This window comes from Microbispora corallina, assembly GCF_016863035.1.
Classification (GTDB): Bacteria; Actinomycetota; Actinomycetes; order Streptosporangiales; family Streptosporangiaceae; genus Microbispora; species Microbispora corallina.
Window position 1 is genome coordinate 404034 of the sequence record NZ_BOOC01000003.1, and the last position, 17114, is coordinate 421147.

General features: G+C 75.2%; 11 protein-coding genes. 4 read left to right on the top strand and 7 right to left on the bottom strand.

The genetic code is table 11. The annotated features are described in order from the left end of the window. Positions 1-11: 11 nt before the first annotated feature. From Mco01_RS05955 to Mco01_RS05970, 4 genes are all read right to left on the bottom strand, one after another. The gene (locus Mco01_RS05955) at positions 12-1025 is read right to left on the bottom strand and encodes an NAD-dependent epimerase/dehydratase family protein (protein WP_204055857.1); all 1014 of its coding nucleotides are present in this window, start codon (positions 1023-1025) and stop codon (positions 12-14) included. Positions 1026-1115: 90 nt separating this feature from the next. Then, positions 1116-3344 carry a SulP family inorganic anion transporter gene (locus Mco01_RS05960; RefSeq protein WP_204055858.1) on the bottom strand — a complete coding sequence of 743 codons (2229 nt, stop codon included), beginning with the start codon at positions 3342-3344 and terminating at the stop codon, positions 1116-1118. Between the two features lie 52 nt (positions 3345-3396). Further along, a complete protein-coding gene (locus Mco01_RS05965; protein ID WP_204055859.1) occupies positions 3397-5469 on the bottom strand; it encodes a hypothetical protein in 2073 nt (690 codons plus the stop codon). A gap of 183 nt (positions 5470-5652) precedes the next feature. Beyond that, complete coding sequence (locus Mco01_RS05970) at positions 5653-6198, bottom strand: YbhB/YbcL family Raf kinase inhibitor-like protein (protein WP_204055860.1); 546 nt, start codon at positions 6196-6198, stop codon at positions 5653-5655. A gap of 205 nt (positions 6199-6403) precedes the next feature. On the opposite strand from Mco01_RS05970, the gene Mco01_RS38960 reads away from it, so the two are divergent. Next, positions 6404-9880: an AfsR/SARP family transcriptional regulator gene (locus Mco01_RS38960; protein WP_239103369.1), complete on the top strand. Its 3477-nt coding sequence runs from the start codon at positions 6404-6406 to the stop codon at positions 9878-9880. A 72-nt stretch (positions 9881-9952) separates the two neighbouring features. Here Mco01_RS38960 and Mco01_RS05980 read toward each other — a convergent pair whose 3' ends face one another. After that, the gene (locus tag Mco01_RS05980; protein ID WP_204055861.1) at positions 9953-10765 is read right to left on the bottom strand and encodes an ABC transporter permease; all 813 of its coding nucleotides are present in this window, start codon (positions 10763-10765) and stop codon (positions 9953-9955) included. A 43-nt stretch (positions 10766-10808) separates the two neighbouring features. Next, entirely contained in the window at positions 10809-11771 is a 963-nt protein-coding gene (locus tag Mco01_RS05985) for an ATP-binding cassette domain-containing protein (RefSeq protein WP_204055862.1), read from the bottom strand. A 138-nt stretch (positions 11772-11909) separates the two neighbouring features. Between Mco01_RS05985 and Mco01_RS05990 the strand changes: the two genes are divergently transcribed. The 3 genes from Mco01_RS05990 to Mco01_RS06000 all read left to right on the top strand — a co-directional run bounded on the left by Mco01_RS05990 (position 11910) and on the right by Mco01_RS06000 (position 14474). After that, positions 11910-12425: a PH domain-containing protein gene (locus tag Mco01_RS05990; RefSeq protein WP_239103370.1), complete on the top strand. Its 516-nt coding sequence runs from the start codon at positions 11910-11912 to the stop codon at positions 12423-12425. After that, positions 12422-13951, top strand: a complete 1530-nt coding sequence (locus tag Mco01_RS05995; RefSeq protein ID WP_204055863.1) for a PH domain-containing protein — start codon at positions 12422-12424, stop codon at positions 13949-13951. Before Mco01_RS05990 ends, Mco01_RS05995 begins: the two co-directional genes overlap by 4 nt. Positions 13952-14243: 292 nt before the next feature. Further along, positions 14244-14474 carry a hypothetical protein gene (locus Mco01_RS06000; RefSeq protein ID WP_204055864.1) on the top strand — a complete coding sequence of 77 codons (231 nt, stop codon included), beginning with the start codon at positions 14244-14246 and terminating at the stop codon, positions 14472-14474. Positions 14475-14598: 124 nt separating this feature from the next. On the opposite strand, the gene sepH is transcribed toward Mco01_RS06000, so the two are convergent. After that, positions 14599-16770: a septation protein SepH gene (gene sepH, locus Mco01_RS39730; protein WP_275410467.1), complete on the bottom strand. Its 2172-nt coding sequence runs from the start codon at positions 16768-16770 to the stop codon at positions 14599-14601. Positions 16771-17114 lie beyond the last annotated feature (344 nt).

Sequence of the window (17114 nt, forward strand, 5' to 3'; positions counted from 1 at the left end):
GCCGACAAATCTCAGGAGCGGGCGTCCCACTCCGCCAGGATCCGGGCCTCCTTGTCCGGGTCGATCCCGTGGCGCAGCCGCTGCGAGCCGAAGCTGCGCCGCTCCTCGGGGACGTCCTTGAGCCACTCCCAGGTGTCCCTGACCGTCTCGTCGACCGGACGGCAGGTGAGACCGGCCGCCAGCGCCTTGGCCGACGAGTGCGACCACACGCCGGCGCCGGACTGCGACGTGGCCCACAGGGGCAGCTCGGTCCACTCCTGCACGTCCCGGTCCAGGAGGAACCGGTCGTCGACCCACACCAGCTCGGCGTCGGAGCCGGTGACCTCGACGCAGGCGCCGAGCCAGCTCCCGAACGTCGCGTTGCCCGGCACCCCGCCCGTCATGTAGCGGCCGGCCGCGCCGTTCGCCGCCTGGGTGACGGTGAACGCGGCGATGTCGCGGGCGTCGATGAGCTGGATCGGCAGGCCGGGATCGCCCGGGGCGAGGACCCGGCCTCCCTTCGCGATGCGGGTGAGCCACCAGGGCAGGCGGCCGACGTTCTCGTGGGGGCCAAGGATCAGGCCCGGCTGGACGATCAGGGCGGCGCCGTCGAAGTGCTGCTCCACGGCCCGCTCGCACCCGGCCTTAAGGACGCCGTACTCGCCGAAGCCGGCCTCCGCGTCCGGTGGGCAGTCGAACAGGGGGGACTCCTCGGTGACGCCCGGTTTGCCCGGCCAGTCGGCGTACGCGGAGATGCTGGAGATGAACGTGTACTGCGCGGCGTGCCCCGACAGCGCCCGCACCGAGTCGAGGACGACCCGGGGAGTGAACCCGCAGACGTCGACGACCGCGTCCCATCGCCGGCCGTCCACCAGGCGTTCGAGGTCGGCGGCGACCTCGCGGTCGCCGTGCACGGCCTCCACCCCCGGCAGGTCGGGCCCGCTCCTGCCCCGGTTGAACGTCGTCACCTCGTGGCCCCGGCCCAGCGCGTCCTCGACGATGGCCCGGCCGAGGAAGACGGAACCGCCGATTACCAGAATTCTCATGCCGCCATCCTTCGCGCGGGCGGCGCCGCCGTCTGCGGGGTTTCACGGTCGGCGGACGTGATCCGCTGAGAGCGAAGGCGGCGCCCCCGGTCAGCCCCCGCTGAGCTCGGGGACCGGCGTGAACCGTTCCCGGTCGAGCAGGTGGACCCGCGCCGCGCCGATGTCGAAGTAGAGCCCCGCGAGCTCCAGGTCGCCCGAGCGGACGAGCGCGTCCACGAAGGGGTACGTCCGGAGGTTGTCGAGCTGCTGGATGACGTTGACCCGGCAGAGCCGGTCGAGCGGACCGGCGTCGTCCTCGTCGCCGGGGTGGGCCACGAACCGGGCCAGGCTCTGGCGGCCGTGCCGCAGCCAGCTGCGCAGGGCGGGCAGGTCGGGGACCTCGCCCAGCAGGGCCGCCATCGCGCCGCAGCCCGAGTGGCCGCATACGGTGATGGTCCGCACCCCCAGCACCGTCACCGCGTACTCGACAGCCGCGGCCACGGAGTCGTCCGGCGGCGCGCTCGGCGCCCGGGGCACGAAGTTGCCGACGTTCCGCACGGTGAACAGGTCGCCCGGCCCGCTCGCCGTGATGATGTTCGGCACGATCCGCGAGTCGGCGCAGGTGACGAACAGGTGGGACGGCGTCTGACCACGGGCCATCCGGTGGAGCAGCGGGCGCACGAGCGGCGCCGTACGGCGCTGGAACTCGCGCGTCCCGTGCAGCAGATCGGGCATCGGCACGTCCGGGTGGACGGCGGCGTCGTGCCCGCCCGCCGGGAGTGGGGGCCGTGCGGTCCGCCGGTACGCCCAGGGGAGCCACCAGCGCTCGTGGCGCGGCGGGATGCGGGCGGGGAACATGCGGGCTCCGCTGACCCCGGCGGCGTACCAGTCCCCGTGCACCTCGTCGACGTCGACCGCGCCGCCGCCCCGCTCGTGCTCCAGCCGCCACGCGTGCAGGGCCTCGAAGGCGGCGTTGTCCATGAAGTCGAGGTGCAGGTCGAGCTCGACGCCGGCTCCCGGCGGCACCGCCGCGAGCGCCTCGGTCAGGCGCGGCACGCCGAGGAACGTGAGCGACCCGGTGACGGCGACCCGGCGGCGGCCCTCGCCCGTGTCGCGCACGTCGACCGACACCCAGGCGAGGCGGCGCAGCGCGAGCAGCGCGGCGAGGCCGAGGCCGATCGCGACGCCCTCGGCGAGCCCGATGAACACCACCCCGCCCATCGTCACGACGTACACCGGGACCTCCCGGTGGCCCCGCAGGTTGCGCACGTGGGCGAGGTTAACCATCTGCACGCCGATGAACAGCAGCAGCGCGGCCAGCGCCTCCAGGGGGATCAGCGCGATCATCCAGGCGAACGCCGCGGTGAACAGCAGCACCCACACGCCGTGCAGCACGGCGGACCAGCGGCTGCGCGCCCCCGCCCGCACGTTGGTGGTGGTGCGGACGACGACGCCCGCCACGGGAAGCCCTCCGAGGGCGCCGGACACGAGGTTGGCGGCGCCCTGCGCCGTCAGCTCGCGGTCGAGGTCGGCCCGCGGGCCGTCGTGGAGGCGGTTGGAGGCGACGCAGGTGAGCAGCGACTCCACCCCGGCGAGGAGCGCGACCAGCAGCACGGCCCCCGCGATCGCGTGCCAGTCACCCTTCGGCAGCAGGGGCCCCTGGAGTCCGGAGAACCCGGCGCCGAGGTCCACCCTGGTCAGGTCCCAGCCCAGGAGCGTGGCGACGACCGTGGCGACGACCAGGGCCGCGAGGGGCGCCGGCACCACCTTGAGACGCGGGATCCGGCTCCAGGCCATCAGAACGGCGATGGTCAGCGTCCCGGCCATCACGGCGTGGCTGTGGTTGCGGGCGATCTGCCCGGGGAGCTCCACGATGTTCTCCAGCGCCGAGCGCTGAGGGGTGCCGCCGAGCACGATGTGCAGCTGCGACAGGGCGATCACCGCGCCGACCCCGGCCAGCATGCCGTGCACGACCGCGGGGGAGACGCCGAGGGCCGCCCTGGCCACCCGCAGGCCGCCCAGGAGCAGCTGGACGACCCCGGCCATCAGCGTGATGCCGCACGTGGCCCGCCAGCCGTACGTGTCGACCAGCTCGGCCACCACCAGCGACAGGCCGGCGGCGGGGCCGCTGACCTGGACGACCGAGCCGCCGAGGGCTCCCGCGACGACGCCTCCGACGACGGCCGCCACGAGCCCGGCGGCCGGCGGCGCGCCGGACGCGAGCGCGATGCCGAGCGACAGCGGGACCGCCACCAGGAACACCACGAGCGAGGCGGGCACGTCGTGCTTGAGCATCGAGGTCAACACACCGTGTGAGATCGCGTGACTACGCACAGTCATGTCGCGACCCTACGACAGCGGCCGCCCGGGCTTCAGGCAAGCCGGAGGAAAATCAGCGGTAGTAGTCCGGATAGTCGGTGTCGGGGGTGCGGTGGCTCCCACGGCGCGCGGTCGAGGTGGAGGCGTCGCCGTACAGCTCGTCGTAGGACGGCCAGCCCGCCCCGGCGCCCTCCTGGGGCCACGCCGCCTGCTGGGCGTCGCCGCCACCGGCGCCGTTCGCCTGCTGGTCGTAGCCGTAGTAGCTCTGCCCGGACGGCACGTCGTACCCGGCCGACTCGTAGGCGGAGACCGCCCGTCCGGAGCCGGTCGGCGTGCCGGAGCCCGGCCCGGCCGCGCTGTCGGAGTCGTCGATGGTCGCCCAGCCGGCGCTCACCTCGTACGACGAGGAGGCCGAAGACGACGGGGACGACGTGGAGCCGGACGGCGCGGGCGGGGACGCCGGGGAGCCGTACCCGCCGGTGCCCGAGTACGTCGACGAGTAGTCGTCGTACGAGGGACTCTGGTAGGTCTCCGCGTTGGGCCAGGAGGACGCGCCGCGCGGCGGCTCCGGATCGTCGAGGACGTCGCGGGCCGCCGGCCAGCCGCCAGCCGGGGTGGAGGCGGCGGGGACGGGCGGATAGCTGCCGCTCACCGGCCAGCCGGGCTCGGCGGCCGGAGCGGCCGCCGTCCCGGACACGCTGGTCGAGGACGGGATGGTGTACGAGGGGCCGGTGTCGGCCGCCGGGAACGGTCCGGTCGAGCCGCGCGTCGCGTCGAACGCGTCGGCCCGCGGCGCGTCGTAGGCGTTCCAGCTGTCGAAGGAGCCGCCGGTGCTCCGGGGGGCGAGCGCGTCGGTCCCCGGGGTCGCGAGCGGGTCGGGCACGGAGAGCGAGGGAGACGTGGCCGGGGACGCGGGCGCGTCGAACGGGCCGGTGCCCCGGGTCGTGGCGTCGAAGGACCCGGTGCCCCGCGCCGCCTCGAACGGGCCGGTGCCCCGGGCGGTGGCGTCGAAGGACCCGGTGCCGCGGGCGGACTCGAACGAGCCCCCGGCGTCATAGGCGCCTGTCCCGTACGAACCGGTCGAGGCGGCCTCGAAGGGGCCGGTGCCACGGGTCGTCGCGTCGAACGGACCGGTCCCGCGGACCGCATCGAACGAGCCGCCGGCGCGGCCGGCGTCGAACGCGCCGTTGGTGCGGTCCGCGTCCAGCGGCGAGGCGGACGACGCGGACGAGGCCGGGGAGGCCGAGGCGGCGCGACGGGACGCGGCGCGGGAGGAGCGGCTCGACCGGCCGGAGCGGGCCGGGCGCGGCCCGGTGAGGGGGTCGGCGGCGGGTGGCGGCGGCGCCTCGAAGGAGCCGCTCGACGTCCCCGTCGTACGGCGGCCGGAGGACCCGGCGTCGAACGCCTCGAACGAGCCGGTCTCGAACAGGCCGGAGGCGGGGGAGGCCGGGGCGGCGCCGGAGGGGGTCAGGGGGTCAGGGGAGCCGAGCGAGGTGAGGAGGTCGGGGGTGGGCGCGGAGAACGTCACGGTCTTCTGGTCGGCCAGTGAGGCGGCGCTGGGCCGGGTCGTCTCGGCAGGGTCGGCCACGGGCCGCGGGGGCAGGGGGGCCTGCACGGTGACCGCGTCGGCGTCCGCCCCGGCGGGGGAGTCGTCACGGCCGGCGGCCGAGGGGCGGTCGGGCTGGGACACGGGCCGGGGGGCGCCGACCCGGGCGGCGATGCTGCCGCCGAACCCGCCCTCGTCCGCCCGCACGCGGGACCAGTAGTCGTCGTCGTAGTCGTCGGGCTCGCCCCACTCGTCGACGCCGCGGCGTCCACGGGCGGCGGCCGGCTGCTGCTTGCCACCGCGCTGGGCGGGCCGGGCCTGACGGCCGCCCGGCCGGGCCGCGGGGCGGGCGGCCCCGGAGCGCTGCTTGGAGGCGCCGCGCTCGGCCGGCTCCTCGAACGCGTCGAACCCCTTGGGGAAGCTCTCGAAGAACGTCTCCTCGGCGGGCCGCCGGGGCTTGGGGCCCTTGTTCTCCGCCATCGCCTTGATCCGCTCGGCCGAGAGCGCACTCTCCCTGCGGTTCATCGACCGCATGCCCAGTGCCACGACCAGCAGCACAAGGAGCACGACGGCGACAAGACCCATAATGACCGCAGTCATAGCACCACCCTCAAGGCCATGGCCTTCCTGCGGCGCCGGTGAGGTCGCGCGGCCATCGACGCGACCTGCCCCCTTTGACCACCTGCGCTCAGCAATTGGATCCGATTCTGCTCGACCACAATGACCGTTGTCACACAGTAGGTGAAGATTGGTGTAGCACGACTACCTCCGGTGTCCAGCATGTCACTCGATGGTGGACGCCGTGAGGCGTCCGCGAGCGATGGTGTGGTCGGCGATGTCCTCCAGCGTTTTGGCCAGGGAGGCTCCCTGCTGGAGGTTCAGCTTGACGTTGAGGGCGTAGACGGTGAAACGGTAGCTGCCGTCGGTCTCGCATGGGGGCGCATAGCCGATCTTGCCGTCCGTCGTCATGCCCTGCCTGGCGCCCCGGGGGACGTCGTTCTCGGCGAGCTCCGTGGTGTCGGGGTCGATGTTGAACACCACCCAGTGGACCTCCGAGCCCGTTCGCGGGTTGTTGTCGTCGACCACGAGGGCCACCGACTTGGCGCCCGACGTTCCCGACCAGCGGAGGGGCGGGTTGCCCTGCCCTCCCTTGCAGGAGTAGTCGTGCGGCAGTGGGGTGCCGTCCCGGAACCGGGGGCTCGACACACTGATGACGTCGAGGTTCCTCGGCGATCCGCCGCCGAGGATTCCACACCCCGACGCGGCGAGCGTCACCGTCGTCAGGGCGATGACGCCTCGCGCGACCGCTGATTTTCTCGGCCACCCCATGCTCGATGATGCTACGCGGATCAGAATGGTGCCCCGACCCGATCGCGCCGATCCGTACGGTTATCTACGCCCCTCCAGCTCTGCCACCTGCACATACTGCCATGGGGAGGACTTTCGTCCCTTTCGTCCGGGCGATTCGGCCGGTCATGAGGCCGGGTGGCCCTTGTGAACGCGGGGGAGGCCCTGCTTCCGCCACAATCGAGGCATGGAGGGGGCGACGCTGGACACGCGGGTTCGCTTCGCCGTGCTCGGCCCCCTCGAGGTGCGCGCGAAGGACGGCCGGCTCGTCGAGATCGGCGGGCGGCGGGTGCGCGCCCTGCTGACGCTCCTGCTGCTCGACGCGGGCCGGGTCGTCTCCACAGACGCCCTGGTCGCCGGCGTGTGGGACGACCGCCCGCCGAGCGGCGTCGGCAACGCGCTGCAGGCGCTGGTCTCCCGGTTGCGCGCGGTCGTCGACCGCGACCTCGTGGTGGGCGGGCCGTCCGGGTACCGGTTGGCCGTCCCGCGGGACCAGGTGGACGTGCACGTCTTCACGCGCCTGGCCCGGGAGGGCGGCCGCGCGCTCGCCGCGGGGGAGGCGGGCCGGGCCGCGGCCGCGCTCCGGGAGGCGCTCGGGCTGTGGCGGGGGACGCCGCTGGCCGACCTGCCGGGCGGCGAGGTCGAGGTGGCCCGCCTGGAGGAGTTGCGCGTCACGGCCACCGAGGACCGCGTCGAGGCCGACCTGCTGCTGGGGCGGCACGGCGACCTGGTCCCCGAGCTGTCCCTGCTCACCGCCGCCCACCCGCTGCGCGAGCGGCTCCGCGGCCAGCTCATGCGGGCCCTGTACGGCTCGGGACGGCACGTCGAGGCGCTCGCGGCGTACGAGGAGGCGAGGGAGGCGTTCGCCGACAGGCTCGGAACCGACCCCTCACCCGCTCTGTCCGCGCTCCACCTCGCGATGCTCCGCCGCGACCCCGCGCTGCTCACGCCGTCCGCGGCCCACCCCACCGCCGCCGACCCGCCCACCCCCGCCTCCGGCCACGCCCCTGCCCCCGAGCACACGCCCGGCCCCGGCCAGGCCTCCGGCCACGCCCCTGCCCCGGGCCGCGCGCCCACCGCCCCGGAGCACGCCGCCGCGCCGGGCCATGCGTCCGTCTCCGACCAGGCCTCCGGCCCCGCGCCCGCCTCCGGTGAGATGCGGGTCCCCGGGCACGCGGCGCCGCCGTCCGCGGCCCCTCCCGTACGGCTCTCGCAGGGGGCGGCCGACGCCGTCCCCCTGAGCCGTACCGGGGAGAACAGGGACGGCGAGGACCACGTCGCGCGCCGGGGCAACCTGAGGGCGCGGCTGACCAGCTTCGTCGGCCGGGACGAGGACGTGGCGCGGGCGGGCGAGCTGCTGGCGTCCACCCGGCTCGTCACGCTGCTCGGCCCCGGCGGCGCCGGCAAGACGCGGCTCGCGGTCGAGTCGGCGGAGGCGTTCGCGTCCCGGATGGCCGACGGCGCCTGGCTGGTCGAGCTGGCGTCCGTCCGCGACCCGGAGGAGGTGCCCCGCACCGTATTGGCCGCGCTCGGCCTGCGCGACACCGGCCTGGTGGCCGTCCGGGCGGCGCAGCAGCACGCGGGGGAGGCCGACGCCGCCACCCGGCTCGTCGCCTGGGCCGCGCCGCGCACGCTGCTGATCGTGCTGGACAACTGCGAGCACGTGATCGGCGCCGCCGCCGCGCTCGCGGACCGGCTGCTGGCCGAGTGCCCGAACGTGCGCGTCCTCGCCACCAGCCGCGAACCCCTCGGCATCACCGGCGAGACGCTCTGGCCCGTCCGGCCGCTCGACCTCGGCCCGGCCGTCCGCCTGTTCGCCGACCGCGCACGGGCCGTGCGCCCCGGCTACCGGGTCGAGGACGAGCGGGACGCCGTGGAGCGCATCTGCGGCGGGCTCGACGGGATGCCGCTCGCCATCGAGCTTGCCGCGGCCCGGCTGCGCGCCCTGTCCGCGGCCCAGATCGCCGACCGGCTCGGCGACCGCTTCCGGCTGCTCACCGGAGGCAGCCGTACGGCCATGCCGCGCCACCAGACGCTGCGCGCCGTCGTCGAGTGGAGCTGGGACCTGCTCGACGAGGACGAGCGCACGCTCGCGGCGCGGCTGGCGGTCTTCGCGGGCGGCGCCACCCTCGACGCGGCGGAGCTGGTGTGCGAGGGCGACATCGACGTGCTCGGCAGGCTCGTGGACAAGTCCCTCGTGGTGTTCGAGGCGGGCCGCTACCGGATGCTGGAGACGATCCGCGCGTACGCCGCCGAACGGCTGGCCGAGTCGGGCGAGGAACGGCGGATGCGGCGCGCGCACGCCCTGTTCCACGCCGGCCTCGTCGAGACGGCCGAGCCGTACCTGCGGCGGACCGAGCAGGTGGAGTGGCTGCCCCGGCTGTCGGCCGAGCACGACAACCTCTCCGCCGCGCTCCGCTGGGCGACCGAGGAGGGCGAGGTCGACCTCGCGCTGCGCCTGGTCGGCGCGATGGGCTGGTACTGGTGGCTGGTGGGCCACCGGCTGGAGGGCGCCCAGCGGGCCGCCGAGGTCGTCCGGCGGGCACGGGACGGCGACCCCCGGCGGCTCGCCCTCGCGTACGCGGTGCACGGCATCCTGCGCGGCGGCGCCATGCAACTGGAGGAGGCGGGCGAAAGCCTCGCCGCAGCACTCCGGATCGCCGCCGAGGACGACGGGCCCCCGCCGCACCCGTTGGTGGCGCTGGCCAGGCCGATCCTCGCGCTCTTCGTGGGCGGTGAGCCGGAGGCGGAGGCGCACCTGGTGGAGCTGCTGGAGCACCCCGACCCCTGGGTGGGGGCGGCCGCCCACATGTTCCGGGGCCACCTGCGCTTCAACTCCGGACGGACCGAGGAGGGGGAGCTCCACCTGAGGACGTCCCTCGACCTGTTCCGCCAGGTGGGGGACCGGTGGGGCGTCGGCAACTCGCTCGCCGCCCTGGCCGAGGTCAGCACCATGCGCGGCAGGCCGGCCGAGGCCGTCCCCGTGATGGAGGAGGCCATCGCCCTCGTCACCGAGGTCGGAGCCGTGGAGGACACCCCGTACATGCGGACCCGCATGGCGCTCGCGCTCGACGCGTGCGGCCGGCGTGAGGCCGCGCTCGCGGCGCTCGACGAGACCGAGCGGTTGTGCGAGGACACCCGCGACCTGATGGGCGTCGCGGGCGTGACGCACATCCGGGGGGACTTCGCCCGCGCGGACGGCGACCTGGAGGCCGCGCGGCGCCACTACCTGCGGGCGTTGGAGCTGGCGGACGGCGTGGGCGGGGCGCCCGGCGCCCAGGCGCTGCCCGCGCAGTTCGCCGCCGTCCTGCGCTCGTCCCTCGCCCTGCTGGCGGAGCAGGAGGGCGACGCGGCCCGGGCGCGCAGGCTCCAGGGCGAGGCGCTCGACCTGGCCGTCGAGTCCCAGGACGGGCCGGTGCTCGCGCAGGTGGTCGTCGCGTCCGCCGCGCTGGCGGCCCGGGAGGGCGACCACGCGGCCGCGGCCGCCCTGCTCGGCGGGGCCGGGACGATCCGGGGGTTCGTCGAGGTGGTGGGCTTCGACCACGAACGGGTGGTGGACGCGGCGACGGCCGCGCTCGGCCCTGAGGAGTTCTCCCGGTGCCACGAGCGCGGCCGCGCCATGGTCCGCGACGAGATCCTCGCCCTCGCCGACCGCCGCACCTGACCCCTCACCGTTGACGCGGCGGGATCCCCGCCCGCGCCGCCCGCCGCACCTGCCCCCACCACGGCCCGGGGGTCAGATGCGGGTGCGGAAGGCGCGGACGGCGAGGGGGGCGAACACGACCGTGATGCCCGCCGCCCACAACAGCGAGGTGACGGCGTCGGAGGCCACCGGACCGCCGCTGAGCAGCCCGCGCACCGCGTCGGCGAGGTGGCTGACCGGGTTGATCTCCACCCACTTCTGCAGCCAGGACGGCATGGTGTCGGTGCGGACGAAGGCGTTGCTGGTGAAGGTGATCGGCATCATCAGCGAGAACATCATGATCTGCACCTTCTCCTGGTCGGCCGCGGTGACCCCGACCAGGACGGCGGCCCACGACATCGCCAGCGCGAACGTCAGCAGCAGCGCCAGCGCCCCAAGGACGCCGGCGACGCCCGTGTGCACCCGGAACCCGAGGACCAGCCCGAGGCCCAGGAACAGGGCGAACGCCCACACCTGCTTCAGGGTGTCGGCCACGATCCGCCCGGCCAGCGGCGCCGACCGCGCGATCGGCAGGGTGCGCAGCCGGTCGAACACGCCCTTGGTGATGTCGGTGTTCAGCCCGACCGCCGTCGTCATGCTGGCGAACAGCATGTTCTGCGCGACCAGGCCCGGCAGCGCGAACTGCAGGTACTGCCCGGTGGACCCGGCGATCGCGCCGCCGAACACGTACGTGAACAGCAGCAGGAACATGATCGGCTGGACGCTGAGGTCCAGCAGCTCCATCGGGTTGTGTTTGATCTGCACGAGGCTGCGCCACGCCAGCGTCGCCACGTGGCGGGCGGTGGCCGCGGGCCGCACCCGGGGGGACGCGACGACCGCAGGCGCGGTCCGCGTGATCGTCGTCATGGTCTCTCCTCAGATGTCGGGGATGCCGGTCGCCGTACGGTGGTCACGCGGCGGCCTCGCCCTGCTCGCCGGGCTCCTCGGCGCGGTGGCCGGTGAGCGCGAGGAAGACCTCGTCGAGGCTCGCCTTGCGCAGGGACAGCTCGGCGGCGACCACGCCGAGGTCGTCGAGGCGGCGGACGATCGCGGGGACGATCGCGGGATCGGGCACCGAGCCCGTCACCAGCCCGCCCGTCACCTCGGGGGGGACGCCGAGCAGCTCGCCCACGACCCGTTCGACGAGGTCGAGGTGGGCCTTCTCGGCCGGCCGCACCTCCAGGACCTGGGCGCCCGCCGTGGCCTTGAGCTCGTCCGGCGTGCCGCCGGCGATGACTTTGCCGTGGTCGAACACCACGATGTCGTCGGCGAGCTGGTCGGCCTCCTCCAGGTACTGCGTGGTGAGCAGGACCGTCACTCCGTCGCTCTGCAGGGCTCGCACGACGCCCCACAGCTCGGTGCGGCTGCGGGGGTCGAGCCCGGTGGTCGGCTCGTCCAGGAAGAGCACCTGCGGCCTGCCGACGAGGCTCGCCGCGAGGTCGAGGCGGCGCCGCATGCCGCCCGAGTACGTCTTGGCGGCCCGGCCGCCCGCGTCGGTCAGGCCGAACCGGTCAAGCAGCTCGGCCGCCCGGCGCCTGGCGTCCGCGCGCGGCATGTCCAGCAGGCGGCCGATCATCACCAGGTTCTCCACGCCGGTCAGGGTCTCGTCGACCGCGGCGTACTGGCCGGTCAGCCCGATCAGCGACCGCACCTGGTGCGCCTGCTTGACCACGTCGAACCCGCACACCTGCGCCCGGCCCCCGTCCGGACGCAGCAGCGTCGCCAGGATCCGCACCGCCGTCGTCTTGCCCGCACCGTTGGGACCGAGCACCCCCAGCAGACGGCCCTGCGGCACCTCGAGATCCACCCCGTCGAGGGCCTTCGTCTCCCCGTAATGCTTGGCCAGGTCCCGTGCCTGGATCGCGTGCGTCATCGACTCTCCTCAGTTCGCGTCACCCCCCACCGTGGACCACGCCACTGACACTTCGCTGAGCGACGCCCGAGGCCACCGCCGTCCGCTGACAGATCGCTGACATACCGCGGAAGGCGCCGGGCTCCTAGGGTGGGGAGCGTGACAGGCCCCCTCCGGGATCCGGCCCACCGCGTCTCGCGGCGGGCGATCGCGCTGTGGCTGGTCGAGGCTCTGATCGGGTTCGTCCTGCTGGTGGGCGGCGCGGCCGCCGCCGCGCTGTGGATCGACGGCGCCGCCCTGCCGGGCGTCGCGGGATGGCTGTCGCGGCACGCCTGGACGCTGCCCGTCGCCGTCGGGGCCGTGATGCTGCCGTTCGTCGTGCTGGAGCCGCTGCTCCGGTACGCCGTCCACCGGTGGGAGCTGTCCGGCGACGTCGTGTACGCCCGGTCCGGCTGGCTGAGCAGGGAGTGGGTCTTCGTCCCCGTCGGCCGGATCCAGACGGTGGACACGGCGCAGGGCTGGTTCGAGCGGGCGCTGCGGCTGGCCACGGTGCGGATCCGCACCGCCTCCCACGCCGGCTCGTCCACGATCAAGGGGCTCGACGCGGAGGTGGCCGGCCGGCTGGCCGAGGAACTGGCCCGCCGCGCGGAACTGCTGAGGGACGACGCCACATGAGCGGCCCCGCACGCCCCGCCCCCTCGCCGTACGACGGGAGACCGTGCCGGCTGAGCCCGCGGGTCCTGCTCATCGACCCGATACGGACGCTGCCGTCGCTTCTGCTCCCGCTCGCGGGCGTGCTGCTGGCCGGGGGGTTCTCACCCCGGTCGTTCGGCTGGGCGGCGATCGGCGTCGCGGGGTCGGTCGTCTACGCGGTCGTCCGATGGGCCACCTTCACGTACCGCGTCCACGGTGACCGCCTGGAACTCACCCGCGCCTTCGTCGGGCGCTCGGTCCGGACCATCCCCCTCGACCGCATCCGGGGCGTGGACGTCACGGCGTCGCCTCTCCACCGGCTGCTCGGGCTCGCCGTCCTGAAGCTCGACACGGGCGCGGGCGGCGACGAGCAGGAAGGTGTGCTCGACGCCGTGACGGCGCGTGAGGCGGAAACGCTCCGTGGCGTCCTGCTGGCCCGCCGGGCTCCCGGCGCCGCGATCACCACGGAGGCCGCCGCCGGGGCCGCCGCCGGGGTCACCGGAGCCGCCGCCGGGCCGCCTGAACGGCTGCACGCGCGTGTCCCCCCGTCCTGGCTGCGGTACGGCCCGCTGTCGGGCGCCTACCTGCTGACGCCGTTCGCGCTGGCGGCCGGCGCGGCCGGGTTCGTCCTGCAATGGGGTGAGGAGTTCGGGCTGACCGGCCGTACGGCCCGGCGGGCCGCGGGCTGGGTGTGGGAGCACCCCACCCTGCTGTTCGCCGCCGTCGTCCTCCTCGTGCTCGCCATGCCCGTGGCCGGCGGACTCACCTACGCGATCTTCAACTGGAACTTCACGCTCCGCTCCCGTGAGGGCTACCTGGTGGCCGAGCGCGGGCTGCTCACCCGCCGCGCCGTGTCGCTGGAGCGCCGCAGGATCCGCGGGTACGAGCTGGCCGACGGTCTGGTGGAGCGGTGGGCCGGCGTCGTCCGGCTGTGGGCGCTGGTGACGGGGCTCGGCGACTCCGCGACCCGCGGCCAGCTTCTGCCGGTGACGCCCCGGGCGTACGCCGAGCGGGTGGCGGCCGAGGTGGCCGGGCCCGTTCCGGGTCCGCTGCGGTCCCACCCCCGGCCCGCGCTGCGCCGGCGGCTGTTCCGGGCGGTCGCGCCCTGGCTCGCGGTGGCGGCCGTCGCACTCGCGCTCGGCTGGCGGGTGGTGGCGGTCGCGGCCCTCGTGCCGGCCGTCCTGGGCGTGCCGCTGGCGTTCGACCGCTACCGGAGCCTGGGACACGGGTACGACGGCCTGCGGCTCTCGGTCCGGTCGGGGTCCCTGCGCCGTGCCCAGGCGGTGGTCGAACGCCCGGCGCTCGTGGGGTGGCGGATCAGGCAGACCGTGTTCCAGAGGAGGTCGGGCCTCGTGACGGTGGTGGCGGGCGTCGGCGCGGGCAGCGGCGGCTACGCCGCGGTCGACGCGGGGGAGGACCAGGGGGTCGCGTTCGCCGCCGAGGTCACCCCCGACTGGATCACTCCGTTCCTCGCCCGCCCGCCCTCGTCCAGCCTTCCGCTTTCCTGACCCACCCCCTGGCGTCACCCGCCTGGCCCCGCTCGCCGTGGTCCGGCCCTTGGCTTCCTGACTCACCGGCTTGGCCCCGCTCGCCGTCGTCGGGCCTTTGGCTTCCCGCTCCTGGCGCAGCTCGCGTCGCGGGTGGCGCTCGCCGTGTTTCAGCCGTGCTCCCGCCCGCCGCGCGACGGTCCGGCGCGAGAGATTTATGCCCACTTTCCGCGTACGTCTGGCCACCTATCGTGATCACGGCTAGCGTGATCTGCGGTTCCCTGGTGCATCCCGCCCCCGTGGAGGTGGCCCCGTGAACGCGAACGGACGGGTCCTGCTGTTCATCGTCGTCGCCTTCGCGGTGTTCGCGGCAGGTCGCCAGTGGCAGCGCTCCGCCGACCTGTGGCGGACGTGGCGGCAGGCCGTCAAGAACGTTCCGGCTCGGCGTACGGCGGCCTGGGGCGGTGTGCGCGCCATGGTCAAGGTCGGCCTGGTCGCGGCCGTGATCCTCTGGGCCGTCGCCAACCTCAACTACTTCCTCTGACCGCCCTCCCGCCGGCCGGGGCGGGGACGTCCCTGAGAGCGACGCCCGGGACAGGTGGCCGGCTCACACGGGCGCGGAGACGGTGATGGCGGGGGTCGAAGGCCCCCGCCATCACCGATCGTCGTCAGTCCTGCTTGCGCGCGCCGAACATGATCTCGTCCCACGTCGGCACCGAGGCCCGGCGCCCGCGCGACTTGCGGGGACGCGGGGGAGCGGGCTTCGGAACGGGCGGGGCGGGTGTCTCGGGCTTGCCGTCCTTCGGCGCGTCCTTGGGTCCCTCGGTCGTGGCGGCCACCGCGGGACGCTTCGGCGCGGGCGCCGCCGGAACCGGCGCCGCAGGCGTGGGCGCCGCCGGAGCAGCGGCAGCCGGTGGCACAGCGGGAGCCGGCGTCGTCGTGGGCGCGGCGGGAGCCGGCGTCGCAGGTCCGCCCGGGGCCCGCTCACCCGTGTCCCGCGACGGCGCCGGGCGTCCGGCGGGAGCGGAAGTCTCCCGGGTCTCCTTGTCCCGTCCGCTGTCGGCCGTCGGCCGCGCGGCGGCGTCCTCGGTCGCGGGCCGGGCGCTCGGAACGGTCACCGGGACGGGCTTGGCCGTCTCCCGTCCCGCGGGCGGGCGCGCGTCGGCCCCGGCCGGCTGAGCCGACGGGGTGTCCTCGTCGCGCCGCCGCTGGGACTGCTCGCGTGCGGGTGCGGCGCTCGCGTCGCGGGCGGTGTCCGTCGCGCTCGGGCCGGCCGTGGACGTCTCCGCCTCGTCCGATCCGGTCTTCACCCCGGCGGTGACGTCCGTGTCCGGAGCCTCGGCGTTCCCCGCCCGCGCGGTCGCGGCCTTCTCGGGCCGATCCGCACCCGCACCCGCCGGAGCGCCGTCGGTGTCCTGGGCTTGCGAGCCGTCGGCCTCGGCCTGGGCCGGAGTGCCGTCGGAGGTGGTGCGCGCCGCAGTGCCGGCGCCGGTGGTCGCGACGGCCGCTCCGTCGGTCTCGGCCGAGCCGGTGGCGGCCCGGTCCGCCGCGGAAACGGCGGCCGCGGCGGCCGCCTCCTCGGCCCGCCGCGCCTCGCGTTCGGCGTCCTCGCGGGCCTTACGCTCGGCCGTCTCGCGGGCCTCGCGTTCGGCTGTCTCGCGGGCTTCCCGCTCGGCGGCCTCTCGGGTCGCGCGTTCGGCGTCCTCCCGGGCCTTACGCTCGGCCGTCTCGCGGGCCTCGCGTTCGGCTGTCTCGCGTGCCTCGCGCTCGGCGGCCTCTCGGGTCGCGCGTTCGGCGTCCTCCCGGGCCTTACGCTCGGCCGTCTCGCGGGCCTCGCGCTCGACAGCCTCCCGGGTGGCGCGTTCCGCCGCTTCGCGGGCCTCCCGTTCGGCCTGCTCGCGAACCGCGCGCTCGGCGGTCTCGCGTGCTTCCCGTTCGGCGGCATCGCGGGCCTCCCGCGCCTGCCGGGCGGCCGTCTCGCGCTCCGCCGCCTCCCGGGCCGCGTCCTCGGCGCGCGCGTCCCGCTCGTAGTCCGGGACGTCACCGGGACGGGCGAGGGGGTCGGGCAGCCGGAACGGCACCGGGGTCAGCTCGGGGCGGTAGCCCGCGGGCTCGGCCAGGGCGGCGGGCTCCTGCCGCACGGAGGGCAGGTCGGCCTCGGCGCGCCGGTAGGGGTCCTCGGGCAGCGACGGCACGGGGGCGAGCTTGGACGCGAGCCGGGGCACGAACGGGCGGACCGTCGCGTCGTCGGCCCCGGGATCGACGTACTCGGCGGCCGACAGGCGCATCGCCTCGTCGTCGTTCGGGGTGATGTGGCGGCGGCGGGGATCGAACAGCCACTCCGCGTGACGCGTGTGGCCGTTCCAGACGAAGCCGAGCCTGACCCGCCACAGGTTGTCGTCGCGCTTGCTGGAGTCCCAGTCGATCTCGTCGGCGGGGACGCCGCGCCTGGTGAGGCGCTCGGCGACCAGCTCGCCGAGGGTGGGCCCGGGGGTCGTCTCGCCGGGCATCCGGACGGACACCCGCTGGGCCTGCTGGGCCATGTACTCGCGCTCCTGGAGAACGGGCCCCTCGAACCAGCGGACTCGTTCCACCGGGATGCCCGCGGTGGCCGCGATCTCCTCCGCCGTCTCGCCTGCGCGGATCCGCGCCTGGATCTCCTTGGGACGCAACGGACTCTCCACTTCGATCTCGTACTGGCCGAGACGGGAGAAGTTGCCGCGGACGGCAGCACGGAGCCGGTCGTCGACGGGGAGCGTGAACCGCGTGCCCCGCCCGGCCGTCGCCAGGACGAGGTACGTGCCGTCCTCACTGACCGCGACGAGACGGAGCTCCTGCATGCGAGTCCCTTCGTCGTCGTGCTCTGTCTTCCCCCGGACCCTTGAGTCTCTCGCGTGAACCGGTTGCCTGCCAGCACCGTACCCGGCATGTCCGAACATCGCCTCGCCCGGGGGCGCGGCAGGTGTTGTGACGCCGGTCACATTTCTGGCGTTCACCTTTACGCTACCCGCCGGACATGTGTGAGCGGCCTGCTTCCGGATGCCATCCTGTGCGGCCGGACCCCGCCGAAGCGGGGACGACGGCTCAGGAGGCGAGAGCGAGGGTCGTGTCCTCTCGTCTGACGCGCGCCCGCGGCCCGTCCGTCCGGCGCCGGCGTCGCCGCGGCGTGGACGGTCGTGCCGTA

What these genes read in the sequence shown, in the direction of transcription:
- Mco01_RS05955 (WP_204055857.1), bottom strand. Translation starts at nt 1,025, where the DNA reads ATGAGAATTCTGGTAATCGGCGGTTCCGTCTTCCTCGGCCGGGCCATC.
- Mco01_RS05985 (WP_204055862.1), bottom strand. Translation starts at nt 11,771, where the DNA reads ATGACGCACGCGATCCAGGCACGGGACCTGGCCAAGCATTACGGGGAG.
- Mco01_RS05960 (WP_204055858.1), bottom strand. Translation starts at nt 3,344, where the DNA reads ATGACTGTGCGTAGTCACGCGATCTCACACGGTGTGTTGACCTCGATG.
- Mco01_RS05965 (WP_204055859.1), bottom strand. Translation starts at nt 5,469, where the DNA reads ATGACTGCGGTCATTATGGGTCTTGTCGCCGTCGTGCTCCTTGTGCTG.
- Mco01_RS05995 (WP_204055863.1), top strand. Translation starts at nt 12,422, where the DNA reads ATGAGCGGCCCCGCACGCCCCGCCCCCTCGCCGTACGACGGGAGACCG.
- Mco01_RS05980 (WP_204055861.1), bottom strand. Translation starts at nt 10,765, where the DNA reads ATGACGACGATCACGCGGACCGCGCCTGCGGTCGTCGCGTCCCCCCGG.
- Mco01_RS38960 (WP_239103369.1), top strand. Translation starts at nt 6,404, where the DNA reads ATGGAGGGGGCGACGCTGGACACGCGGGTTCGCTTCGCCGTGCTCGGC.
- Mco01_RS05970 (WP_204055860.1), bottom strand. Translation starts at nt 6,198, where the DNA reads ATGGGGTGGCCGAGAAAATCAGCGGTCGCGCGAGGCGTCATCGCCCTG.
- sepH (WP_275410467.1), bottom strand. Translation starts at nt 16,770, where the DNA reads ATGCAGGAGCTCCGTCTCGTCGCGGTCAGTGAGGACGGCACGTACCTC.